General features: G+C 42.8%; 21 protein-coding genes. 12 read left to right on the top strand and 9 right to left on the bottom strand.

The window, feature by feature from the left end; genetic code table 11:
* Nucleotides 1-8: 8 nt before the first annotated feature.
* The 5 genes from argB to LVY74_RS06635 all read left to right on the top strand — a co-directional run bounded on the left by argB (nt 9) and on the right by LVY74_RS06635 (nt 4,179).
* Nucleotides 9-917: an acetylglutamate kinase gene (gene argB, locus LVY74_RS06655; RefSeq protein WP_151709406.1), complete on the top strand. Its 909-nt coding sequence runs from the start codon at nt 9-11 to the stop codon at nt 915-917.
* Nucleotides 918-1,103: 186 nt separating this feature from the next.
* Nucleotides 1,104-1,952, top strand: a complete 849-nt coding sequence (locus tag LVY74_RS06650) for a class II glutamine amidotransferase (protein WP_237814419.1) — start codon at nt 1,104-1,106, stop codon at nt 1,950-1,952.
* Nucleotides 1,953-2,178: 226 nt separating this feature from the next.
* Nucleotides 2,179-2,634 carry a bacteriohemerythrin gene (locus LVY74_RS06645; protein ID WP_237814418.1) on the top strand — a complete coding sequence of 152 codons (456 nt, stop codon included), beginning with the start codon at nt 2,179-2,181 and terminating at the stop codon, nt 2,632-2,634.
* Between the two features lie 166 nt (nt 2,635-2,800).
* Nucleotides 2,801-3,868 (top strand): hypothetical protein, encoded by a 1,068-nt coding sequence (locus LVY74_RS06640; RefSeq protein WP_237814417.1) that lies wholly within the window; start codon nt 2,801-2,803, stop codon nt 3,866-3,868.
* On the top strand, nt 3,868-4,179 hold the full coding sequence (locus tag LVY74_RS06635; protein WP_237814416.1) for an RnfH family protein: 312 nt from the start codon (nt 3,868-3,870) through the stop codon (nt 4,177-4,179). Before LVY74_RS06640 ends, LVY74_RS06635 begins: the two co-directional genes overlap by 1 nt.
* Before the next feature lie 57 nt (nt 4,180-4,236).
* On the opposite strand, the gene LVY74_RS06630 is transcribed toward LVY74_RS06635, so the two are convergent.
* Nucleotides 4,237-4,626 carry an outer membrane protein assembly factor BamE gene (locus tag LVY74_RS06630; protein ID WP_151709411.1) on the bottom strand — a complete coding sequence of 130 codons (390 nt, stop codon included), beginning with the start codon at nt 4,624-4,626 and terminating at the stop codon, nt 4,237-4,239.
* A 110-nt stretch (nt 4,627-4,736) separates the two neighbouring features.
* Here LVY74_RS06630 and fur point away from each other — a divergent pair, with 110 nt between their 5' ends.
* Complete coding sequence (gene fur, locus LVY74_RS06625; RefSeq protein ID WP_151709412.1) at nt 4,737-5,174, top strand: ferric iron uptake transcriptional regulator; 438 nt, start codon at nt 4,737-4,739, stop codon at nt 5,172-5,174.
* A gap of 64 nt (nt 5,175-5,238) precedes the next feature.
* On the opposite strand, the gene LVY74_RS06620 is transcribed toward fur, so the two are convergent.
* On the bottom strand, nt 5,239-6,357 hold the full coding sequence (locus tag LVY74_RS06620; RefSeq protein WP_237814487.1) for a PilT/PilU family type 4a pilus ATPase: 1,119 nt from the start codon (nt 6,355-6,357) through the stop codon (nt 5,239-5,241).
* A gap of 27 nt (nt 6,358-6,384) precedes the next feature.
* Nucleotides 6,385-7,422: a type IV pilus twitching motility protein PilT gene (locus tag LVY74_RS06615; protein WP_151777218.1), complete on the bottom strand. Its 1,038-nt coding sequence runs from the start codon at nt 7,420-7,422 to the stop codon at nt 6,385-6,387.
* A gap of 107 nt (nt 7,423-7,529) precedes the next feature.
* Between LVY74_RS06615 and LVY74_RS06610 the strand changes: the two genes are divergently transcribed.
* Nucleotides 7,530-8,231 carry a YggS family pyridoxal phosphate-dependent enzyme gene (locus tag LVY74_RS06610; RefSeq protein WP_237814415.1) on the top strand — a complete coding sequence of 234 codons (702 nt, stop codon included), beginning with the start codon at nt 7,530-7,532 and terminating at the stop codon, nt 8,229-8,231.
* Nucleotides 8,232-8,310: 79 nt separating this feature from the next.
* On the opposite strand, the gene LVY74_RS06605 is transcribed toward LVY74_RS06610, so the two are convergent.
* From LVY74_RS06605 to LVY74_RS06595, 3 genes are all read right to left on the bottom strand, one after another.
* Nucleotides 8,311-9,063 carry a carbonic anhydrase gene (locus LVY74_RS06605; protein WP_237814414.1) on the bottom strand — a complete coding sequence of 251 codons (753 nt, stop codon included), beginning with the start codon at nt 9,061-9,063 and terminating at the stop codon, nt 8,311-8,313.
* 481 nt (nt 9,064-9,544) lie between these two features.
* Entirely contained in the window at nt 9,545-13,141 is a 3,597-nt protein-coding gene (locus LVY74_RS06600) for an AAA family ATPase (RefSeq protein WP_237814413.1), read from the bottom strand.
* 9 nt (nt 13,142-13,150) lie between these two features.
* Entirely contained in the window at nt 13,151-14,401 is a 1,251-nt protein-coding gene (locus tag LVY74_RS06595) for an exonuclease SbcCD subunit D C-terminal domain-containing protein (protein WP_237814412.1), read from the bottom strand.
* Nucleotides 14,402-15,079: 678 nt separating this feature from the next.
* Between LVY74_RS06595 and LVY74_RS06590 the strand changes: the two genes are divergently transcribed.
* Complete coding sequence (locus LVY74_RS06590; RefSeq protein WP_237814411.1) at nt 15,080-15,982, top strand: TIGR01777 family oxidoreductase; 903 nt, start codon at nt 15,080-15,082, stop codon at nt 15,980-15,982.
* 2 nt (nt 15,983-15,984) lie between these two features.
* On the opposite strand, the gene thiO is transcribed toward LVY74_RS06590, so the two are convergent.
* The gene (thiO, locus tag LVY74_RS06585; RefSeq protein ID WP_237814410.1) at nt 15,985-17,100 is read right to left on the bottom strand and encodes a glycine oxidase ThiO; all 1,116 of its coding nucleotides are present in this window, start codon (nt 17,098-17,100) and stop codon (nt 15,985-15,987) included.
* A gap of 31 nt (nt 17,101-17,131) precedes the next feature.
* Entirely contained in the window at nt 17,132-18,145 is a 1,014-nt protein-coding gene (hemB, locus tag LVY74_RS06580; protein ID WP_237814409.1) for a porphobilinogen synthase, read from the bottom strand.
* A 97-nt stretch (nt 18,146-18,242) separates the two neighbouring features.
* Here hemB and LVY74_RS06575 point away from each other — a divergent pair, with 97 nt between their 5' ends.
* The 3 genes from LVY74_RS06575 (at nt 18,243) to LVY74_RS06565 (ending at nt 21,697) form a co-directional block, all read left to right on the top strand.
* Nucleotides 18,243-18,740 (top strand): thioesterase family protein, encoded by a 498-nt coding sequence (locus tag LVY74_RS06575; protein ID WP_237814408.1) that lies wholly within the window; start codon nt 18,243-18,245, stop codon nt 18,738-18,740.
* 335 nt (nt 18,741-19,075) lie between these two features.
* Nucleotides 19,076-20,164, top strand: a complete 1,089-nt coding sequence (locus tag LVY74_RS06570; protein ID WP_237814486.1) for an HlyD family efflux transporter periplasmic adaptor subunit — start codon at nt 19,076-19,078, stop codon at nt 20,162-20,164.
* A 6-nt stretch (nt 20,165-20,170) separates the two neighbouring features.
* Nucleotides 20,171-21,697, top strand: coding sequence for a DHA2 family efflux MFS transporter permease subunit (locus LVY74_RS06565; protein ID WP_237814407.1), 1,527 nt, complete (start codon nt 20,171-20,173; stop codon nt 21,695-21,697).
* 55 nt (nt 21,698-21,752) lie between these two features.
* On the opposite strand, the gene glpK is transcribed toward LVY74_RS06565, so the two are convergent.
* Nucleotides 21,753-23,240, bottom strand: coding sequence for a glycerol kinase GlpK (gene glpK, locus LVY74_RS06560; RefSeq protein ID WP_237814406.1), 1,488 nt, complete (start codon nt 23,238-23,240; stop codon nt 21,753-21,755).
* Between the two features lie 135 nt (nt 23,241-23,375).
* Between glpK and LVY74_RS06555 the strand changes: the two genes are divergently transcribed.
* Complete coding sequence (locus LVY74_RS06555; RefSeq protein WP_237814405.1) at nt 23,376-24,245, top strand: D-hexose-6-phosphate mutarotase; 870 nt, start codon at nt 23,376-23,378, stop codon at nt 24,243-24,245.
* The last annotated feature ends 203 nt before the right edge of the window (nt 24,246-24,448 follow it).

Here is a 24,448-nt window from a genome sequence, read left to right as displayed (position 1 = left end):
AGAGGCACATGCCACACCAACACACTGGCCTCGACAAAGCACAGGTTTTAACAGAAGCTTTGCCGTACATTCAACGTTTCTCAGGAAAAACCCTTGTGGTGAAATACGGCGGCAATGCCATGACCGATCCTGAACTTGAAAGTTCTTTTGCGCGAGACATTGTGTTGCTCAAAACCGTAGGTCTTAACCCGATCGTGGTACATGGTGGCGGCCCTCAAGTCGATTCATTACTCAAACGCTTAGGGCAAGAGTCTGACCGTATTGATGGGATGCGTGTGACCGATGAAGCCACTATGGAAGTGGTGGAAATGGTACTTGGCGGTAGCGTCAACAAATCGATCGTCAATCTGATTAACAAACATGGTGGTCGTGCCATCGGTTTGACAGGTAAAGACGGTAACTTACTTCGCGCCCGTAAACTCTTGATGAAAAAACAGAATGAAGATGGTTCTGTCAAAGAAATTGATTTGGGTATGGTCGGTGAAGTGGTTGGTGTGAAAACTGACGTTTTGCAAATGTTTACCCAAAGCGATTTTATTCCTGTGATTGCACCACTCGGTGTCGATGAGCAGGGCAATACCTATAACATCAATGCAGACTTGGTGGCAGGTAAAGTCGCTGAAGCATTGGGTGCAGAAAAACTGATTTTGTTGACCAACATTAGTGGTGTACTGGATGAAAATAAAAATCTGCTGACTGGTTTAACTACGCATGAAGTTGATCAACTGATCGAAACAGGCGTGATTTATGGTGGTATGATTCCGAAAGTGAGTTGTGCGCTCGATGCAGTGAAAGGCGGTGTGGTGAGTGCACATATTGTTGATGGACGTGTACCACATGCGACTTTACTTGAGATCTTTACCGATCATGGGGTGGGAACACTGATTACCAACCGTGCTAAAGCTGCACATCTGTAAGCTTAAATTCAAGAAACCGCAGTAATGCGGTTTTTTTTGACTCAAAAAATTATTATTCGATAAATGTGGTTATTAGATTCCTTTTAGCATTATTTTTCATAAAGACTGCGAAAAAACGCATTTGCAGATCTGCACGGCATCCGTTACATTCTTTAGAGATGTATTTGATTGTAAGAAGATTTCAGCATGTGCCAACTACTCGGAATGAATTGTGCAACACCGACCGATATTACCTTCTCGTTCCGAGGATTTTCACAACGTGCGGGAATTACCTCTGATCACTGCGATGGTTTTGGCATTGCTTTTTTCGAAGACAAAGCTTGCCGTTTATTTGTCGATAATCAGTCTGCGGTTGAGTCACCGATTGCTGACTTAATCCGCAATTATCCAATTAAATCCCGCAATGTGATTGCGCATATTCGCAAAGCCACACAAGGCAAAATTACCCTTGAAAACTCACATCCATTTTTACGGGAATTGTGGGGGCGTCACTGGATTTTTGCACATAATGGTGACTTGCATGGTTTTCAGCCTGAGCTGAGCGGGCGTTTTACGCCTGTGGGTAATACCGACAGCGAATATGCCTTTTGTTTCTTGCTTGATCAATTGGTTGAGCGTTTTGGTTATCAAGAGCCATCGATTCAAGATATTTTTCAGGTTTTACAAGAAATTGCGCCACAAATTGCTGAGCATGGTACATTCAACTTTTGCTTATCCAATGGTCAAGCCTTATGGAGTTATGCGACAACCAAGCTGCATTGGATTGTACGTGAATATCCGTTTCAGCATGCGCATCTGATTGATCTGGATGTTGAAGTTGATTTTAGTGAAGTCACCACGCCTGATGACCGTGTTGCAGTCATTACCACAGAGCCTTTGACTCAAAATGAACAGTGGACAGCTTTTCAGGCAGGGGAAATGATTTTGTTTCAGCATGGACGTCCAGTTTTACATGCCATGACTGAAGTTCAGCGCTTGATTCGTGAGGCTCAAGATCCCTCTTTACGCCGTGTCACCAAAGCAGATTTATATTAAAAATATAGACAATATTTTTATATTTGGTAAAGAATCAATATATAAGTAATTGAATTGATTAAAAAATACTTGACTCTTTTGGTTGGTTATAAAGTGTTTTCTTATTTTTATCAAATAATTAGTGAAAATTACTTTAATTCTGAGGGTTTTACTTGGTTTTTTATTGATCATTTTTTGTTTATTATGCCGCAAAAATGAAACATAGATGCATTAGGCAGCCCCCACTATGAAAATGAATTGGCGCTCTGAATACAATACGGGTATTGACGTGATTGACGATCAACATAAACGTATTCTCGATTATATCAATCAAATCGAAGATGTGCGTTTTACTCGTGATCGTAATCAAATCAAAGAAGTATTAGACAATATTATTGATTACACCCAGTCACACTTCACCTTTGAAGAAAGCCTTCAAGATGAAGCGGGTTATAAGTACCGTGTGCCTCATAAGCGTGTACATGACTTGTTTATTAAAAAAATCGAAGACTATCGTGATCGTTTTGTGATGGGACAAGCCATTGAAGATGAGTTACATCAAATTCTAACAAAATGGTTGATTAATCACATTCAACACGATGATGCTGACTATGTTGGTGCAGTCAAAGAAAACATGAAAGGCATCATTCGTGAGCATGAAAAGAAAAAAGGCAAGAACTGGTTTTCTCGATTCTTCTCATAAAAATTGAAAATAATAAAAAAGAATAATCATAAAAAACTATAGCTTGAAACTTACGCCACAAATCATTGCTTCGGCAATGATTTCTTTTTTCTACAAACTTTGATTTTCAGCCATGACAAAGGCAAAATAGCTCATTATTTTTAAACTTCGGATGCAGGACAGACCTATGTCACGATGGTTGTCGCCACTGATGGCGTTTTGTTTATCATTTTTGTTGATCACCACGCTTGCGCCAGTGGTGGGGATCCAAAAGGATCGCCAGCTCGATTTTTGGGCATTATGGCTCGTATTAATGGTGGTTTTGGCATTGCCATTTGCCTATTTGGAAGTGGCTTTGGTGAAGCGTGCCAAAACGACAGCTTTACAGGCTTTAATGAGTTTAACGCGTGAAGCTGATGTATCTGCACGTTGGCGTATTGCGGGTTGGCTGGCTGTGGTGTTTATGCCATTTTTGGCAGGTGCATTAGTTGCAAATGCAGGTTATACGGCTGCACATTATCTTGCCTTGCCGATGCCTGATAATATTTTAGTGGCTGCTGTGGCTGTTATTGCGGTTGCTGCTTCATTTTTACCGCGTTTGATTTTAGCTGTGGTTGCAGTTGTGATGGTATTGATCTCATTGGTCTGCAGTCATATCTTTCCGATCAGTTTATCCGCATGGCACATGACCGCATTTCAGTTCTCAGAATGGGGATATGCCGTTGTTTTAGCACTTGTTTCAACAGGTTTAGGTTTGGGTATTTATGCCCAAACGAGTTTATTGCAGATTAAAAATACAGAACAAGCGACTCCAAGCGCCGTGCCCGTATGGATAGCACAAGTGCTGGCGGTGGTTTTATTTGGATTTTTTGCGGTACAAGCACAGATCCCTGCGATAACCGTATTGCTAGGTAGTGTGGCTGCTGCTGCAAGTTTGTTGCAACTGGCACGCGAACAATTACAACAGCGCCAAATTGCCGTAGTTATGCAGTGGGTTATTTTACTATTACCACTTTTCACATGGGCATGTATGGCAATCGTACTGGTGCTCAACACAGTTTTGATGCTTTGGGGATTGTTGATCTGTTTGTTGTATGCCATTTTTGTCGGTTGGTTGATGAAAATCAGTCATTTACGTAAATCTTTAAACTTTGCTCAAGAAACAACATATAACCTGTGGCGGATTGCAGTACGCATTCTTTCGCCTCTTGCGATTGTTATTGCGATGGTGGCGGTTGTATTAGGAGCAATTTAATGCAGCAGGTTTGGGTGGCTTATGCAACTGCACAGCAGCAATATTATTTGGCTGTTGAATTTGAAGAAGGCATGACAGCACAAGATGCGATTGCAAAAAGTGGTTTGGCAGAGCGAGAAGTATTTGAAACACCACTACAACTGGGAATTTTTGGGACTAAAATTAGTCAGGATCATTTATTACAGGTGGGTGATCGGGTTGAGATTTATCGGGCATTAACCATTAATCCCAAAGAGATTCGGCGAAATCGAGCTGCAAATCATCCAGTCGGGCGTTATGGCAAAGGAAATCGGTTTAAACGATCTTCATAATTAAAGAAAACCTCAATCATTTGATTGAGGTTTTCTTTTAAGCATGCCATAGATCGATTATAATGGCTGCGCTGAAAGGATTGCATCTTTAGAAGGGGGTAATCCTGGCTGAGCATCTGGCAAGCTGTCTAAACCTTCAATTTTGTTGACCACACCAGCTTTGTCAAAATAGATACTTAAATGCTGTCCATGTGCGGCAGGAATCTTGGCTTTTTTCGCATAAGTTCCTGGGATATAATTGTAAACATAATCCCAACGTTCTGGATTCAGTGGATCAGTAATGGTCGGACTGCCAAGCAAGAAACGAACCTGTTGGTAATTCATTCCAACGTGTACTTGTGAAGCTTGGGCTTTAGTTAAAGGTGTCCCTTGAGGAATATCTATTTTATAGACACAGCCGGCAAGCAATGAACTGACGAGTAAGGTCGTCAACATAATTTTTTGCATTTTTGCTACACTATCCAAATCAATTGTGATGCATTTAATCTAGGGATAGATCATACTGCATCTAAACTCTGTTGCATATTCCAACTTAAAAATTGTTGAGAGACTTTTTCATGCCCATTTCGAATCAAGATTTACGTAAAGCAGGACTTAAAGTAACCCTTCCAAGAATTAAGATATTGGAATTACTTGAAAACTCAAAACAACATCATTTGAGCGCTGAAGACATTTATAAAACATTACTTGATCAAGGTGAAGATGTTGGCCTAGCAACCGTATATCGCGTGTTAACACAATTTGAAGCGGCAGGTATTATTCAGCGTCATCATTTTGAAAATAATCACTCAGTTTTTGAAATTATGCAAGAAGATCATCATGATCATCTTGTGTGCCAAAACTGCAACAAAGTGCTTGAATTTACAAACGAAGTGATTGAACACGAGCAACATGAAGTTGCAAAAAAATATGGGTTTACCTTAACAGGTCACTCGTTAAATTTATATGGTTATTGCGATGCGACAGAATGCCAAGAGGCTTCACGTAAGAAGTAATTCCTACATAAATATAACAAATAAAAAAGGCATTTCTTGAAGAAATGCCTTTTTTATTGATGGCTTACTGACCGTCAAAGGTGATTTTACTGGTTGCATTCATCAGTTCATCAGCACCATCTTCCGATAGTTTGATCTGTAAGCGTAGATCATTTGGTGAGTCAGCATGGCGAAGTGCATCTTTGTAAGTAATCTCTTTGGCTTTATAAAGGTCAAACAAGGCTTGGTCAAAGGTCTGCATTCCCAGTTCCCGTGAACGAGTCATTAGTGCTTTTAATTCGTGTGTTTCACCTTTACGAATGTAATCGGACATCAATGGACTATTGATCATGACTTCAATCGCTGCACGACGTGAATTACCATCAACAGTTGGTACTAGTTGCTGGGCAACCACAGCACGTAAGTTGAGCGATAAATCCAGATAAATCTGCTCATGACGTTCTGTTTCAAAGAAGTGAATAATCCGCTCTAAGGCTTGGTTGGCGTTGTTGGCGTGCAAGGTTGCCAATACCAAGTGACCTGTTTCCGCAAAGGCAACAGCATAGTCCATCACTTCTTTGGTACGAATCTCACCAATCAAGATGACATCAGGTGCTTGACGTAAAGTATTTTTCAGTGCGACTTCAAATGAGTTGGTATCAATTCCGACTTCACGTTGAGTCATGATACAACCTGCATGCTGATGCACGAACTCAATTGGGTCTTCAATGGTAATAATATGCCCTTTTGAGTTGTGGTTTCGATAACCCAAAAGTGCAGCCAAAGAGGTCGATTTACCTGTACCTGTTGCCCCGACAAAGATAATAATACCGCGTTTAGACATCACGAGATCTTTGAGTACAGGCGGAAGTCGTAGATCATCTACCGTTGGGATGTGATGTTCAATACGACGTAATACCATGCCTGGTAAATCACGTTGGTAAAAGGCACTTACACGGTAACGGCGGCTTTGTTCGCGGTTGGTAATGGCAAAGTTGCATTCACGGGTTTCACGAAATTCCTGACGCTGTTTTTCACTCATGATCGAGTAAATGAGTTGGTCAACAATTTCGCCTGTGAGTTTGGTCGATGAAATGGGCGTGAGTTGCCCATTAATTTTCATTGATGGTTCAACATCGGCAGTAATAAATAAGTCCGATGCTTTTTTCTCACTCATTAAGTTGAGTAAGTCATTAAAATCCATAGCCATGAAAAATTCTTATTCCTTAAACTACATAAATGTTTCTGGTTGTTTTGCAGCAGTCCGTGCGACATCTTTGGTAATCACACCTTTGCTCACCAATGTTTTTAAACTTTGATCGAGTGTGGTCATACCTTGGTTTGCACCTGTTTGAATGGCTGAGTACATTTGCGCGACTTTGTTTTCACGAATCAGGTTACGAATTGCAGGCACACCCAGCATGATTTCATGGGCTGCGACACGACCACCACCTGTCTTTTTCAGCAGGGTTTGTGAAATTACAGCTTGTAAAGACTCAGACAACATCGCACGAACCATGTCTTTTTCTTCAGCAGGGAACACGTCAATCACACGGTCAATGGTTTTTGCGGCTGAGGTGGTATGTAGTGTTCCAAAGACCAAGTGACCTGTTTCTGCCGCAGTCAGTGCCAAACGAATGGTTTCCAAGTCACGCATCTCACCCACCAAAATAATGTCAGGGTCTTCACGCAGTGCCGAACGCAGTGCTTCGTTAAAGCCATGCGTGTCACGGTGAACTTCACGCTGATTGATCAGACATTTTTTAGAAGGATGTACAAATTCGATTGGGTCTTCGACGGTTAGGATGTGGTCATAACGATTGTCATTAATATAATCGAGCATGGCTGCGAGCGTTGTAGATTTCCCCGAACCTGTTGGTCCTGTTACTAACACAATACCCCGAGGGAATTCGCAAATTTCTTTAAAAATATTGCCCAAACCCAAATCATCCATCGTCAAAATTTTAGATGGAATGGTACGAAATACAGCGCCTGCGCCACGGTTTTGGTTAAATGCGTTGACACGGAAACGTGCAACTCCAGGGACTTCAAAAGAAAAGTCAGTTTCGAGCTTTTCTTCATAATCGTGGCGTTGTTTATCGTTCATGATATCGTAAATGAGACGATGGACATCTTTATGCTCTAGTGCAGGAAGATTGATGCGACGTACTTCACCGTCGATACGAATCATGGGTGGGAGACCTGCTGAAAGGTGTAAATCTGACGCCCCATTTTTTGCAGAAAAAGCCAGTAATTCTGTAATATCCATTCTTGCCCCAAAGTGTTCGTTATTTTTGTAAAATAATAACGACTTTCAAAACATCTAACCAATACTTTCCACTGCAAATCATGAAAAATCTTGAGAGATGCCTGTTTATGAATCATTACCAAGAATCGCGTGATGCTGTATTGCATCAAATCCAGCATGCATGTACACAATCTGGTCGTTCTGCTGATCAAGTCCAGTTGCTTGCGGTGTCGAAAACCCATCCGAGTGAAGCGTTGCGTGCCATGTATGCAACGGGGCAACGCGCATTTGGGGAAAACTATTTACAAGAAGCGCTTGATAAAATTGAAGCATTACAAGACCTCGCAATCGAGTGGCATTTTATTGGGCATGTACAGCGCAATAAAACCAAGCATTTGGCTGAGAAATTTGACTGGGTTCATGGGGTTGACCGTTTAATTATTGCTGAGCGCTTGTCGAGCCAGCGAGCAGAGACGGCTCAGCCGCTTAATATCTGCTTACAGGTCAATATTGATGGACAGGATACGAAAGACGGCTGTGCGCCTGAAGAAGTCGCAAGTTTAGTCGAACAGATCAGTCAGCTTGCAAATTTACGTTTGCGTGGCTTGATGGTGATTCCCGCACCAAATAATCAGCAAGCTTTTAGCGATGCCCAAGCCTTGTTTGAAAAAGTTAAAGTACAACATACACATCCTGAAGATTGGGATACCTTAAGCATGGGCATGTCGGGAGATCTTGAAGCTGCTATTGCCGCAGGTTCAACTATGGTACGCATCGGTACGGCACTGTTTGGAGCGCGGGATTATGGCGACCGACAATCGTCTATTTAGATTGAATCTTCTTTGGTATTGATATAGAAATCCTCGAGGATAGCCCGAGGATTTTAAAAGATTTAATTAAAATTACTTTTTAGTCTTCAATAATAAGGCGTCCATTTAATGGCTGAATTGGACGATTATTTGAGTGTTGTTTTAGAACGTCTTTAAATTGCTCAAGCTGTTTTTCTGATAATGTCAGCGGCTGTTTGAGTACAATCCAAGTAACACCTTCAGAGCATGGCGGTGTAGTAAGTGAGCCTGAAAAACGATAATAGTTACGCTGAGTCGGTAAAAGTTTAGTCAGATTAACTTGAGTGCGTAACGGTTGAGGATGATTTTCTTCAGTAGAAATGTCTGCCCACATTTTTGAAATTTCAGAATTTTCTTTGCCAAGTTTAAACATGACAGCTAAAACGGTTAATTCACCTTGTGCATTTTGGTTCACAAAGTGGAGTTCTAGGGGGAAGTTTTTACCGTTGATTTGATTTTCACTTGGCGTGTGAAAATGAAATTGCTTTAGATTAAATTTTTCATGTTCAATTTGGAGGTAATCACGCTCACTTTCAGTGTTGACTTGAACCGTATGCCCATTAAAAATAATTGTTTTTGGTGCAGCCTGATAATTAATTTCAATAGGATGCTGGTCACGAATACGGTAGGTATGATGAATATTAATCGGTGTTTGATTTTTACCTGTGCTACAGGTTTTATATTGCTCGCTTAATTCTCCCCAATGTGCCGCGCCAATCTCTTGATCATAGCCCCAGTGGATAGTGGTTGCCTCACCTGCTAAAACTAAACTACTCATAGTGAGAGTGATAGCAGCGAGAAATAAATTTTTCATGATAAGTACTTCATAATCAAACGCAATATGCTGCACATGATAGGTAGATTTTATTTTGATTAAAAATAGATTTTTTTAATAAAAACATTTACTTATAAACAAAAAAATCTATGGATTTTGTTTTTTGAGTTAAAGTAAAAATAAGTATTTATTTTTTATAAATTAATTTTTAATTATATAAAATAATAGTAAGTAAATGACGCTCTAAAAACTCTATATGTCTAATTGATCAATCTTTTATTTTATGTTCCTGAATTTGTATTTAATTTGATAATGTTTTTGAGCTATTTAACTATAAATAGCATAGTTTTATGTTTTACCTCAGCTGTTCTATATTGTTCTTTGAAATGGTATTTATGTTCATTTTTTAATAGACTTCTTTCATAATTATTTACACCCTATTTATTTTTATCCCATAGGGATAAATAAAAAGGACGAATGGAAGAAGCCTAATATAAAAATATTGCAAATTTCAGATCATTTATCCCACAATTTCGATCTGACTAGCACCTGAACCCAGTGGTTGTACCTGAATCTGAACAGGAATGCGTTCATGCATGTCTTGAATATGCGAGATTAGCACCACTTTACGTCCCTGATTTTGCAATTGATCGAGTGCATTCATCACCATGTGCAGTGACGAAGCATCGAGCGTGCCAAAGCCTTCATCAATAAACAGTGACTCAATTTTCATGGAACCCGATGCCATGTTGGCAATTGCCAGTGACAAGGCGAGGGCAGTTAGGAAAGATTCACCACCCGACAGCGAAGCAACTGAACGGACTTCACCATCCATGTCATGGTCGATAATCGCAAGGCTCAGCGAGTTGTCTAGGCGTTTCAGGGTATAGCGCTGCGAAAGCATAGCCAGTTGCTGATTGGCATATTCGAGGAGAATGTCTAGATTGTACTGCTGGGCAAAGTCGCGGAATTTTTTACCTTCTCTAGTTCCTATCAAATTTGAAATTTTGCCCCAGCGATGTTCCTCCTGCTGGATGTTTTGAATCTGTTTGGCAAATTGCTGCTGCTTTTCCAGATTGCGCTGATGCAATTCCAGTTTGAGTCTGACCTCATCTCGTTGTACTTGAGTGCGTTGCAGTGTTTCAAGCAGAGCGGTGAGTTCGGTTTGGAGTTGTGCAAACTCGATGGCAGGTTGTTGGGTTAAATGTTGCTGTAATTGCTCCCGAATAGCTTTGAGTGCAGCGAATGCATCTGCTAACTCTCGTTCAGCCATCTGTACGTGTTGGCGCATCTGCTGAATCTGTTCAGGTGCAATGCTTTGTAATTGCACAAGCTGTGATGAGTCAAAATCGGAATGCTGTTTGAGCCACTGTTCAATTTCAAGGGCAGCATTTTGATGTTGTGCAGTGACTTGTTGCTGTTGTGTTTTGAGCTGATCGAGTAGGCGTTGCTGTACATCAAAATGATCACGCGCCTGTTCAAATCGTTCACGCACTTGATTAAATTCAAGCTGTAACTTTTGACGTTGCTCATCATATTGAATCAGCCATTCATGTGGCTTTTCAACCTGTGTTTGTGTCATGTCCAAAATCAGTTGAATCGCAGCATCACTATTTTCTTTGCCTTTTCGTTTCCATTCCGCTTGTTCGGTTTCTGCTTGCTGAATTTTTGCCTGTTGATGTTGCAGTTCCAACGACTTTTGCTTTAGATCCTGCACTTTTGCATTGAGCTGCTGCATCAGTGAGTCAATGTACTGTAAATGCTGATGACGCTGATGGAGCAGTTGCATGATGTTTTGAGCAGTTGTTAACGTGTATTTTTGCCAAGTCTCACGTTGTTCATCATTGAGTAACTCAAGCAGATCATCAAGGGCTTGCTCGGACTGTTGAATGACAGACATCTGTTGCGAGAGCTGTTGAATGCTTTGAGCAAGGGTGCGTTGCTGTTTTTGAATATCATTCAGTTGTTGAATCGTTTGCTCAATTTTTTGTTGGTCGAGCTGAAGATTTTGTACTGTTTGCGCAAGTCGTTGCTGATTTGACTCAGGTGATTGAGCAAGATCGAGTTGGATCTGCGCTTCGGTACAGGCATGCCGAATGGCTTGTTCTTGCTTTTCTCGTTCAGTCGTTAAGCGATTCAGTTGTGCTTGCTGTTGAGTAAGTGCCGCGCTGTCTTGGGTATGCGTTTGCTGTGTCTGTTGCCACGTTTGAAAGAGTTCTTGCTCAAGTTGCAATGCATGTTGTTCTTGCTGTTGATGTAAGTTAAACAGTTCATTTGAGAGCGCAGAATGATCCGTTTTAAAAGGATGATGGGTACTGCCACAGACTAAACAGGCTTCACCATCGATCAATTGTTCACGTAGCTTTTCAATATGTTCAGTATGTAGTAAACGTTGTTGCTGCAACATCTGTTGCAACTGCTCACGTTGTTGTTTCTGGGTGTGATATTGTTGCTCACTTTTCTCAAGTTGTTGGATGCTATGCTGAATCTTTTGCGTCAGTTCCTCGTACGTTGCTTGAACCTTGTCGGTCTCTAAATCAAGCTGTAGATACTGTTGAAATTGGGTTGTGATTGCATTGAGTCGATAGTTTTTATCTACATTTTCCCCATGTTTTTCGCGGAGTTGTATCAACTGCTGATCAATGCTTTGTTCATCGCCAGCGTGCTGTTTTAGCAGAGCAAGTTGTTGCTGTTTGTCACTTAACTGCATTTGCGCCGTTTTGAACTCACCGTACTGCTGTTCGAAGTTGGTGAGTTGCTGAATAAAGCGTTGCAGCGGCGAAAGATGTGCTGCAATCCCTTGGTCTAAACGGGTGAATTGTGCAGTTTGTTCAAGCTGTTGCGTGATTTTTTCTTGTTGGTTATTGAGTTGATCGCATTCCGTTTGTAATTGGTTCTGCTGTTGTAAGAGAGGCTCCAAATCTTGTTTTAATTGATTAAACTTTGCTTCAGCCTTTTTAAATTGTTCACCTATCAGCTTACGATCTCGAATACAGTCGCGTACCTGATCCAGTTGTACTTTATACATTTGCTCAAAATGTAGTTGAGTTTTAAGCTGAGCATCAACGGTTTGAAACGTATTTTTTTCTTGGCTAAAACTTTTTTCAACCTCAGAAAATAACAATTCAGCAGATTGAATTTTGGGTTGTAACTGATTCAGTTCTGCCTGCGTTTTTTGCTGTTGAATCACGCTTGAGCGGATGGACGCAAAAGTTTCAAGTTGCTTGAGTTGCTCACGTTCAGTGCTGAGTTGCTCGACTTTCTGTTGCTGCTCAAGCTGATGTTGCTGACGTTGCTGAACATCATTTTCCAATTTTTGCTGCTGGGTAAACCAGCGTTGATATTGCTCAAGTAAGGTTTTTTCAGTGTCCAGTGTTCTTAGCTTTTCATTGCGCTGTTGCAGTTGCTCGTTGAGTTCAGCCACGGCTTCATCGGACAAAATTTCAATATGTCCGAGCACATTTTCCAGTTCTTTGCGCTGTTTGCTGATTTCACGGGTTTTTTCAAATGCCAGTTGCCCGATTTTTGCAAAAATTGCTGAGTTGGTCAGGTACTCCAGTAGTTCACCTCGTTCACTGTCACGCGCTTTTAAAAATGCCGTGACTTCTGACTGTGCAAGGAGAACTGCACGAGTAAATTGTTCAAAGGATAACTGGGTAATATTTTTAATATTTTCATCGACTGCTTTGGTTTTATCGGCAATCACCACCCCATCGGTTAGGCAAGTTAGAGAGCGTTGCACACTTTGCAGTTTCGCAGTCGGGTTTTCACGGGCGCGTTTCAGTTCCCAACGTGCCAGATAACGCTTTTGGTTGGGTGCAATAAAACTGACTTCGGCAAAACCGTGTCCCGTTCCACGTCTTAATACGGTGAGTGGAGAGTTGGTGAGTAACTCTGAACCATCGACATCTTGCAGTTTGCCATCGCTTTCTTTGAGACGTGGTATTTTATTAAACAGGGCAAGGCACATCGCATCTAAAATGGTAGATTTTCCTGCGCCTGTTTTGCCTGTAATCGCGATCAGCCCTGCATTGGCCAACGGTTGAGATTCAAAATCAATGCACTGTTCGCCTGCAAGAGATGCCAGATTTTTTATACGAATAGATAAAATTTTCATGGTCAATCCTTAAGCAGAGGGTTCATCGTCGAGGGCATGTTGGGCTTGTTCAATGAGAAGCTGAAAATCTTTGAGGACACTGTCATCCGCTTCATAGCCCTGTTTTTGCCACAAGGTTTGAAACAGTTTTTCAGGCGTTGGCGGTTCTAAACTTAAATGTGCTGCCTGCTCAGGTTGCTGCTCATTAGGCAAATACTGGCGTGAAATCCGCACCAGTCGGTAGCGGTTTTTCGGTAAAGCATCTTCAAACTGCTGGCGTAAATTCAGGGCAGGCGGCTGAGTAGTGTGGTATTCAATATCGACATATTCGCGTTGTTCGATTTCGTCAATTTCGCCGTGTGGCAGTGCCTGTAACTGAGCAAAGACATCTTCCAGACTGCCACGAATGGCGATCAGTTGAATGCTGCGCGGTACGGCAACGGCATCAAATTGATACGACTGCTCGGTATTTTGTGGGTCAAGCTGTACTTCGACAATCTGGTGTTTATAGCGAATTTCACTAAAGGACAGGGGAATCGGTGAACCACTATAGCGGATATGCGCTTGCCCGACTTTTTGCGGTTTGTGCAAATGTCCCAGTGCGACATAATCAATCGCATCGTCAAATAATGTGGTCGATAAGGCTTCTTCATTGCCAATAATAATCGGGCGTTCTGAATCTGAAGTTTCTGCGCCTTGCATGTGGGCATGTGACATTAAAATCAGCGCTTGTTCAGGTGTTTTTTTACGTTTGGCTTCTTCAATTAAGGTGTGGTGCAGATATTCAATTGCGGATTGGCTGGTACTGGTCTGATCATTGAACCCTGTAATTTCTGCAGAACGTAAAAACGGCAGTGCTACACACCACGCCACAATGTTTTGCTGAGCATCGTAAATTGGCAAAATTAGCCGTTCGGTATTCAGGCTTTTATCATCATTCCATCGAATGACACCGACCGCTTTGGCATTGTATTTTTCGAGCAGCGGCTCAACCTGTTCAATCCGATAGCCTGAGTCATGGTTACCTGCAATCATCAGGGTTTGCATGTGTGGTGCAGCGTCATGTGCATCGGCAAGGAATTGATAAAGCTGCTTTTGTGCCTGAGAGCTGGGGTTGATGACATCGAAAATATCGCCTGCGATCAGTAGGGCATGTGGTTGTTTAATTTTGATCTGCTGAATGAGCCATACCAGAAATTGTTCATGTTCATAGTGGCGCGAGTGGTTATAAAAAAACTGTCCCAAATGCCAGTCTGAGGTATGAAGAAAATGCACGCTCATAAAGTGAAAAGTCCTGCCGATGAATGTTCCTAAGGTAGCATAAAGCCTTTATAGGAGAACGAAGAAATCGGCATCATAGGGTCTTAATTTGAAAATTTTTATCCGCTAGATATGCTGAGTTAAAATCAGATCGGAGATATATTTTTTGAATGATGCTCCGTTCATTAAAGCATCAAACTTGTGTTTAAATCTTTATTGTAAGTATGTTTCAAAGGTTTATTTTAAAGAAGAATTTTCCTGATTTAAGCCATAAGAAATCAGATATTTTATATAATCACGTATATTGTTTTTTGTGCGACTGATCTCCATATACAATACATCAGAGATGGAATATGATGAAAAAAAGAGATCTAGAAAAAAATAAGACCAACGATTCGAGTGATGATAAATCGTTGGTCTAAAGTACTTCGTACAACGGGTTTTTGTTTTAATTTACCCGAGGAACAAATGTTGGAGTTTAAGGTCACCGAAGTTTAACTTTTGCGGATGCCGTGCAAAAAACTTCGGTTGCTACTGACCTTGTACCCTATATAACGTCATCAGTTTGGCAATGGTTGACAAGAAAAATGAAAAAAAGCAAAAAAAATTCAAAAAAATTAACTTCGCTGAAGAATTAAACAACTCATGTTATATTTAAATCATTCTAGAAAAATATAAATTGTATCGGGAGAAGAAGATATGCTCACTCCGACGGTTTTGGTTACAGGTGCATCTGGTTTTATTGGTAGCTATTTATTACCTGATTTGCTTGAACGTCAGTATCGTGTGATTGCTTTGAGTCGTCATCAACGGGTTTCACATCAAGCCAATCTGCATTGGATTCAAGATTTACAGCAAGCCAATGGTGAAGTGATTGATTATGTAATTAATTTGGCTGGAGAGAGTATTGGTAAGGGGCGTTGGACAGCTCGCCGTAAGCAGCAGTTGATTGATAGCCGAGTCCAGACCAGTAGGCAGCTCTTCCACTGGCTACAACAGCAACGACAACAACCTCAACTGATTATTTCAGGTTCAGCGATTGGCTATTATGGTATAGACGAATCTGAACGATGGACAAAAATTTGTGATGAAACAGCTGCACCTCAAGCGATTTTTATGTCAGAGCTTTGTCAGCAATGGGAGCAGGCAGCATTGGCTTATAAAGAGCAGTACCCCATTAAGATCATTCGTTTAGGGGTTGTTTTTGCGAAGAAAGGGGGTATCTTGCCGCAGATGTTACAGCCAATCAAATGGCGACTGGCGGGAAAAATTGGACATGGTCGCCAGCCTGTGACGTGGGTGCATATTGCTGATGTGCTCGGAACGATTGAGTTTTTGATGCGTCATCGACCTGCCGCACAGATTTTCAATGTCGTATCGCCTGAGCAGATCACACAACAGCAGTTTGTAGAGTGTGCTGCACATTGCTTACAGGTTCGACCGCTACTCACTGCGCCAAGTATGGCTTTTAAATGCTTGATGGGTGAGCAATCACAACTGATTTTAAATGGTCAGTTTGTCCAGCCTAAAGCCCTACTGAATGCAGGCTATCATTTCCATTACCCAACATTGGATCAGGCTTTGCAGCAGATTTTAGCCTAAATTTAAACCATTTCAGGATGCAGTAGGCGTTCAGGTGAATAGGCAGTTGGATCGACCAAGGTACCTTGCTTGAGCATCAGTTGACGCAGTAAACGCGCTGCCGCAGGACCCATGCATAAACCATTACGGAAATGTCCAAAGTTCGCCCACAAGTTGTCTACTTCAGGAATTTTTCCGATATAGGGCACGCCATTTGGAGAGCTTGGACGTAGACCCGCCCATTGATCGACCAGTGGAAATTGCGCCAGTGCAGGCACCATTTCCAATACAGCATCGAAAATATTTTGCTGAATATCGGCTTTCGGCGTGTTGTCAAAACCAAAATCATTCATGCTCGAACCACAGACAATATGCCCGTCACGCCGTGGAATCAGGTACATGACTTTATTCATACACATGGTGGGTAGCCAGTTTTCAGGTGTTTTAAACAGTGCCATTTGCCCGTGCACAGGTTTGACAGGAATGTTTAAGTCGAGCGGTTCAGCCCATGCCTGACTCCAAGCACCTGTGGCGAGCACCACCTGATCGGCAGCAAATTTTTCACCATTTTCCGTGTGAACGGCAGTGACTTTTTGATTTTGAATGTGTAATTTACGAATCGCGCAATGTTCCACAAATTTGACTTGTGGTTGCTGTTTTAAATAGGCAATCAAGGACTGCAACACACGTGGATTGCGTATATTGGACAAATGCGGAAAAAATAGCGCTTGCTGAAATTGTTCAGAAATTTGCGGGTTAATGTGATGTAGCTGTTGCCCCTGAAGTAATTCGGCATATTGCATCGGTTCTTGATGACGCTGTGCGTAGCTTTGACCAATGGCGAAATCTTCAGGGTCAAAAATCAGCATACCTGTATGCTGAATCTGAAAATCAATTTTGGTGACTGGAAATAGTCGTTCATTGTATTCCTGATAGAGCGCCTTGCCATATTGGGCGAGCTGATTCACCGCAGCAGGGTAGCGCCACGGATACATGGGCGACAAAATGCCACCACCTGCCCATGAAGCGGCTTTGCCTGCATGTTGCTGGTCAAAAATCGTGACTGAACAGCCCTGTTGAATCAGTTCTAGGGCTGAGAGTAAACCACTTACACCCGCCCCAATAATGGCAATCTGCATCGTGCGCTCGATCTATCTAGGGAAAATGAATTTATTGCATTTCTTTGAGTTTTTGGGCAGCGACATCGGCAAAGTATGTCCAGATCCCGTCTGCACCTGCGCGGCGGCAGCACAGTAAAGATTCTAGAATCACACTTTCACTCAGCCAGCCATTTTGAATTGCACCAGCGAGCATCGCATATTCACCACTGACCTGATACACAAAGGTTGGCACGCCAAAGGTGTCTTTGACTTCACGAACTACATCCAGATATGGCAGACCCGGTTTGACAATCACCATGTCCGCACCTTCTTGTAAGTCCAGTGCAATTTCATGCAAAGCTTCAGCACGGTTGCCTACATCCATTTGGTACGTGTATTTGTTACCACCTTTTAAGTTGCTTGATGAACCCACGGCATCACGGAATGGGCCATAAAAGCTTGATGCATATTTGGCTGAATATGCCATGATACTGGTGTCGATAAAACCATTTTGCTCAAGGACTTGACGAATCGCGCCAATACGACCGTCCATCATGTCACTTGGTGCAATCACATCTGCACCCGCTTCAGCATGACTAAGCGCCTGTTTAATCAAACATTCAACCGTTTCATCATTCAGCACATAACCTGTGTCATCAATAATACCGTCTTGACCATGTGTAGTATAAGGGTCAAGTGCGCCGTCAGTGATCAGCACCATTTCGGGTAATTCTTTTTTCAATAAACGGCAGGTGTTTTGTACTAAGCCATCTTCACGCCAAGCGGCTTCTGCGGTCAGACTTTTGTCTTCTTGTGGTGTCACAGGAAACAGCGCAAGTTTAGAAACGCCAAGTTCAAGCAGGCTTTCCGCTTTTTTTAATAAAAGATCAGCCGACAAACGCTGAATATTTGGCATGCTTGCAATGTCTTCACGCTGATTTTGCCCAGGGAGAACAAAGACAGGATAAATCAGGTGATGTGCGGTAATTTGAGTCTCACTGACCATCGCGCGGAGTTGATCATTTTTACGGATTCGGCGCATACGGGTCGCAGGAAATGCAGGGCGATTGAACGTATAAGTCATAACAATCTCGATGTCCAGTATTTAACTTGGGGGCTATTGTAGACCTATAATGATGTGTTTGTACAAGAACATCTTATTCATCAAGGAAGAACTCGGCATGAGTCACATAAAAACAACATGGACAGGGCAACTCAAGATCCAAGCTGAAACATCGCTGACCGATATTTTGCAGCAGTTGTGCGATGCCTTTAATCATTCTCCTTTTTTGCAACATAATGGCATTGAAATGCGCGTGGTCGATGATCAGATTCAAGGGCATCTCAATATGCACCCTAACCTGATTGGCAATGTCGCCTATGAAATTTTACATGGTGGGGTGGCGGCAACTTTGCTCGACAGTTTAGGGGGTGTTGTGGCAATGGCTGAACTGTATAAACGTGCTGATGAGCATCATCGGGCACAGGTTTTAAAACAGATTGAACGTCTGGCAACGCTTGATCTGAGAGTTGATTATTTGACTGCGGGGCGTGGTCAATATTTTATTGCACATGCAGAAGTGCTCAGAATGGGCAAAAAAAGTTGTACAATGAGAATATCGATGCAAAATGACTGTGCAGTCAATATTGCAGTGGCGATTGCATCTTATGTCTATTAAATAGATGAATAGTAAAGTTTTTAATTCTATTAAATAGACCATTAAACCTTAAAAAATAGACTTTTTTACACTACTTTGTACACGTTTTTAAGAAAAAAACAATCTTGTGTTTTTATGCTCAAAATGTGATTTTTAGCCGATATAACGAAACAACTGATTCAAAAATCAAGACTGGGTACAGTTCAAATCCATTTTCTCAGGGGTGTAGCCCGTTGTTGTGAGATGTATTTGAGGTGTTCTGATCACAGTTTGAGTTAATTTAGGAATATGTGATGACTGATGTCTCCAATGATACACCCGCTCCACAACAGCCTGAGCTTAATTCTGACTCAGCCATGAAAGCGAAGCGTAAAAAACTGTTGAGTTTTTTGGCGCTGATCTTAATTATAGCCGCGATTTTATATGCAATTTGGGCGATCTTTTTTAACAATACCGTCAATACTGACAATGCTTATGTTGGTGCGGACACTGCCGAAGTCACTTCAATGGTCACAGGGCAAGTGGCTAAAGTGCTGGTGCAAGATACGCAACAAGTCCATAAAGGTGATGTTCTGGTTGAAGTCGACCCGCGTGATGCCAAAATTGCCTTAGCGCAAGCAGAAGCGGCATTAGCAAAAGCTAAACGCCAGTACAAGCAAACTCAAGCTAACAGTAGTTCTTTAAACTCTCAGATCTTTGTCAGCAGTGACAGTATTACCAGTGCTCAAGCACAGGTGGTCAAAGCCCAAGCCGACTATGAAAATGCACAACAAGAGTTGGCGCGTCGTCAGGCATTGGCACAAACTGGGGCAATTTCTAAAGAAGAATTGACCTCGTCACAAAGTGCGGCGAAAACAGCTTTGGCGGCATTGAATGTTGCCAAAGCTGCTGTTTCACAAGCGGAATCGAACCGTAAAGCAGCGCAAAGCAACTTGGCTGCCAATGAAGCGCTGATTGCTGGTGCAAATGACTTGACAGCACCTGATGTGTTGTCAGCACAAGCACAGGTTCAACAAGCTTTACTGGATTTGGAACGTACCGTGATTCGTGCACCTGTAGATGGTGTGGTGACCAGTCGTAATATTCAGGTGGGTCAACGTGTTGCACCAGGTTCTGTGCTGATGAGTGTTGTACCAATTTCACAACTCTATGTCGATGCCAACTTTAAAGAAAGCCAGTTAGCGAAAGTACGTGTAGGGCAGAGTGCAACATTAACCTCTGATTTGTATGGAAAAAGTGTGGTCTATCACGGCAAAGTGATGGGTTTCTCAGGCGGTACGGGTTCGGCATTTGCCTTGATTCCTGCGCAAAATGCCACAGGCAACTGGATTAAAGTGGTACAGCGTTTACCTGTACGTATTGCGCTTGATCCAAAAGAATTGGCAGCGCATCCGCTTCGTGTTGGTTTGTCGATGGATGCTGATGTCGACCTCAGTGCGAAGTAACAGCCTATGAAAAATGCCACTCCTTTTGCTGAGTTGACAGGAGGGCGATTACTGCTGGCAGCATTTGTAATCGCGCTGTCCAACTTCATGGTGGTGCTTGACACCACCATTGCCAATGTATCCGTTACCCATATTAGTGGTGACTTGGCAATTTCTACCTCGCAAGGCACATGGGTGATTACCTCGTATGCCGTTGCAGAAGCGATTTGTGTCCCGCTCACAGGTTGGCTGGCTGGACGCTTTGGCTCCGTTCGTGTCTTTGTCACCTGCCTGTTTGGCTTTACTGTATTTTCACTGTTGTGTGGTTTATCGACCAGTCTTGAAATGCTAGTGTTTTGCCGAATAGGACAAGGGCTGTTTGGTGGCCCGTTGATGCCGATTAGCCAAGCCTTGCTGATGCGGATTTTCCCACCTGAAAAGCATGCTCAGGCGATGGGTTTATGGGCAATGACCACTGTTGTCGGGCCAATTTTGGGGCCAATTTTGGGTGGTTGGATCAGTGATAACCTGACATGGCACTGGATTTTCTTTATTAATATTCCAGTCGGAATTATTTGTGCCTTTGCTGCCTTACGTATTTTGATGCCTGCTGAAACGCCAACGACACAGTTAAAAATTGATGGTATGGGTTTAGGTCTTCTTGTACTTTGGATTGGTGCTTTGCAGTTGATGCTCGACCTTGGGCATGACCGTGACTGGTTCAATAACGGCATGATTGTTACGCTGGGATTGATTGCAGTGATTGGTTTTATCGTATTCCTGATTTGGGAATATACCGAAAAGCATCCTGTGGTGGACATTCGGATTTTCAGGCATCGCGGGTTCTCAATTTCGGTACTGACACTGGCATTTGGCTTTGCTGCGTTCTTCGGCAGTATTGTGATTATTCCACAGTGGCTACAGACCAATATGAGTTACAACGCGACATGGGCAGGTTATCTGACTGCGATGATGGGCTTTGGTAGTCTGACCATGTCCCCAATTGTCGCAAAACTGGCCAGTAAGGTGGATGAGCGACTCTTGGCCTCCTTTGGTTTTGTGCTGATGAGTGGTGTGACCTTGTTACGTGCATTCTGGAACAATGAAGCAGACTTTATGGCGTTGGCATTACCTCAGATTATTCAGGGTTTTGCAGTGCCATTCTTCTTTATTCCACTGTCCAATTTGGCTTTAGGTTCAGTTTTGCCACATGAAATTGCATCCGCTGCGGGTTTAATGAACTTTGTGCGAACCATGGCAGGGGCAATTGGAACATCGTTGGCAGTGACCTTGTGGGATGACCACAGTAAAGTGGCTCGTAGTGAAATGGTGTCTAATTTACATACCGATGCCACCGTTCGTGTGCTTGAAGCCAATGGCATGAGTCAGTCAACGATTCTTGGGACAATTTCTGATTTGGTCGATAAAGAAGCATTGACGATTTCAGTCAATCATGTATTTCTGATCTTTACCCTGATTTTCTTGGTGGGTGCAGTGTTGATTTGGTTCAGCCCACGCTCTAAAGGTGCTGTTGGTGGAGGACATGCTCACTAGCAGTCATGAAAAAACAATAAAGCCAGTCAGATGACTGGCTTTATTGTTTGCAGGTTTAGACTAAATCTGAGCGGGCACGTTTTAAGGCTTGATGCCATTGTGCAAGCTGACTTTGGCTTTGATCAGATGAAATACGAGGTTCAAAACAGTGGTCAAGTTGCCATGACTGGGCAATTTCATCGACATGCGAAAACACCCCGATTTTCATGCCTGCCATGGCTGCTGCCCCCCATGCCGTTGATTCGCGCATTTTGGGGCGCATCACAGGTACATTGAGAAGGTCGGCTTGAAATTGCATCAGCATGTCATTTTGACTGGCACCCCCATCGACTCGCAGTTCTTTGAGGGGTTGAGTCACATCGGATTGCATGGCGGTTAAGACATCTGAAACTTGAAAGGCAATTGCTTCTAAGGCTGCACGTGCAATATGTGCTTTGGTGGTACCGCGTGACATGCCACACAGCAAAGCCCGCGCATCGCTATCCCAATAGGGCGCGCCTAAACCTGTAAAGGCGGGAACCAGTACCACGCCGTCAGTATCTTTGACCTGACAGGCCAGTTTCTCTACTTCTTGACTGCTTTTAATAATGCCCAAGCCATCTCTCAGCCATTGCACAATCGCACCCGCCATAAACACGCTGCCTTCGAGAGCGTAATGGCTACGATTTTGACAGTTCCATGCCAGAGTGGTGAGCAGTTTATTTTGGCTGTATTGCAGTTGTTCACCCGTATTGAACAGCATAAAGCAGCCTGTACCATAGGTATTTTTAGCCATGCCTGCTTCAAAACAGGACTGCCCAAACAGCGCGGCTTGTTGATCCCCCAAAATGCCTGCAATCGGAATATTGCTGCCCAGTAAACCTTGTGCAGTATCGGCAATATAGGCATCGGAATGGATGATTTTGGGCAAGACACTGGCAGGAATGTTAAACAGTTCGAGCAGTTCCTCATCCCATGTTTGGCTGCTCAGATTCATGAGCATGGTACGTGAGGCATTGCTGACTTCAATCACATGTTCAGCGCCTTGGGTCAGGTTCCACACCAGCCAACTATCAATCGTGCCAAAAGCCACATGTCCTTGCTGTGCCAGTTCACGTAAACCTTCAACATTTTCAAATAACCAGACCAACTTGCCAGCACTGAAATAAGGGTCGACTAAAAGTCCTGTGCTTTTCTGAATTTTTTCCAGTAATTGTGGCTCTGAAAATTGATGACACCATGCGGCTGCACGACGGTCTTGCCAGACCAACGCAGGGGCAAGCGGTTTGCCTGTGCGCTTGTCCCAAACCACAGTGGTTTCACGCTGATTGGTTACGCCTAAGGCTTTAATATCTCGAGCCAAAATACCTGCAGAAGCCAAAGCTTGCTGCACCACAGCAATTTGGGTTGACCAGATTTCATTGGCGTCTTGTTCGACCCAACCTGAGTGGGGCGTTTGAATGGAAATTTCACGCTGTGCGATGGCGTGAATCTGTCCTTGTTCATTAAAAATAATCGCACGGCTCGATGTCGTTCCTTGATCGAGTGCCAGTAAATAACTCATAACAAAACCATCACAGTGGCAGATTGTCAAAAATACTAGCCCAATCAAGTTCAGAAAGATATGTGAATGATGTTTGCAAAAAGGCGAAGATCTATTAATCTCCAAGTTAAAACAACAGATCTATATCCATATTATATGCATTCAATTCGAACTTTAGCTTTTAATCAACGACTCAGTGAACTTGAGGTTTTAGAAATCGATAATCCGTCTTGTACAGCAAAAATTGCTTTGCAAGGTGCACAAATTTTACAGTTTCAGCCCAAACAGTCAGCACAGCCGCTGTTGTGGTTGTCTTCTGCCAACTCAGGTAAAAGAGGCAAAGCTTTACGTGGTGGCATTCCACTGTGTTTTCCATGGTTTGGTTCACATCCACAAGGTCTGCAACCTGCACATGGCTTTGCCCGTAATCAGCTTTGGACGTTGCAAGAAGTCAGTTACGATGCAGAGCAGGCAACCCATCATGTTGATTTTACTTTACAAGATTCTCCCGCAACACGACAAATTTGGGCACACGCTTTTCGTTTAAAACTACGGATTTCCTGCGGTCAAACCCTGAATTTATATTTGCAAGTTGAAAATACAGGGCAGAAAGCTTTTGATTTTAGTTTCGCATGGCACAGTTATTTTCAGGTCAAGCAAATTCAGCATACCAAAATTCAAGGCTTGCAACAGGCTGAATTTATGGATCAGCTCAATCATCATCAACGGGATGTTGAAGATCAGGCGGTGACTTTCCAACAGGAAACCGATCGTATTTATCCAAAAGCTTTGGGGCATTATCGGATTGAACAAGCAGATGCACAGACCATCAGCATTCGCGCACCTGAGTGTGACAGTGTGGTGGTGTGGAATCCTTGGCAAGCAAAATCTGAGCGTCTGGGAGATATTGTTGCAGGCGACTGGCAGCGTTTTGTCTGTGTAGAAGTGGGGCAAATTGCACCGCAACAGGTACGTCTGGCGGCAGGGGCAGCAAGTTATTATCAGCTACAAATCGCCCATGTCTAGATAGAGAAAAGCTCACTGTAAAAAGTGAGCTTTGGCATGAACTTTTTTGCGCTGGATTCATGTCGAGCAAGGTGTTAAAAAACACACAAGCGCAGTGATTATAGAAAGCTTGCACCATCAATAAAGCCATATTTTTATGACACACTATCCTATTTTTTGACCTATTCTCAATGTCTGGCAGACTAGGGCGCAAATATTTTAAC

Source organism: Acinetobacter sp. ME22, assembly GCF_022012315.1.
Lineage (GTDB): Bacteria > Pseudomonadota > Gammaproteobacteria > Pseudomonadales > Moraxellaceae > Acinetobacter > Acinetobacter brisouii_A.
This window is presented reverse-complemented; position numbering and strand designations above follow the sequence as displayed.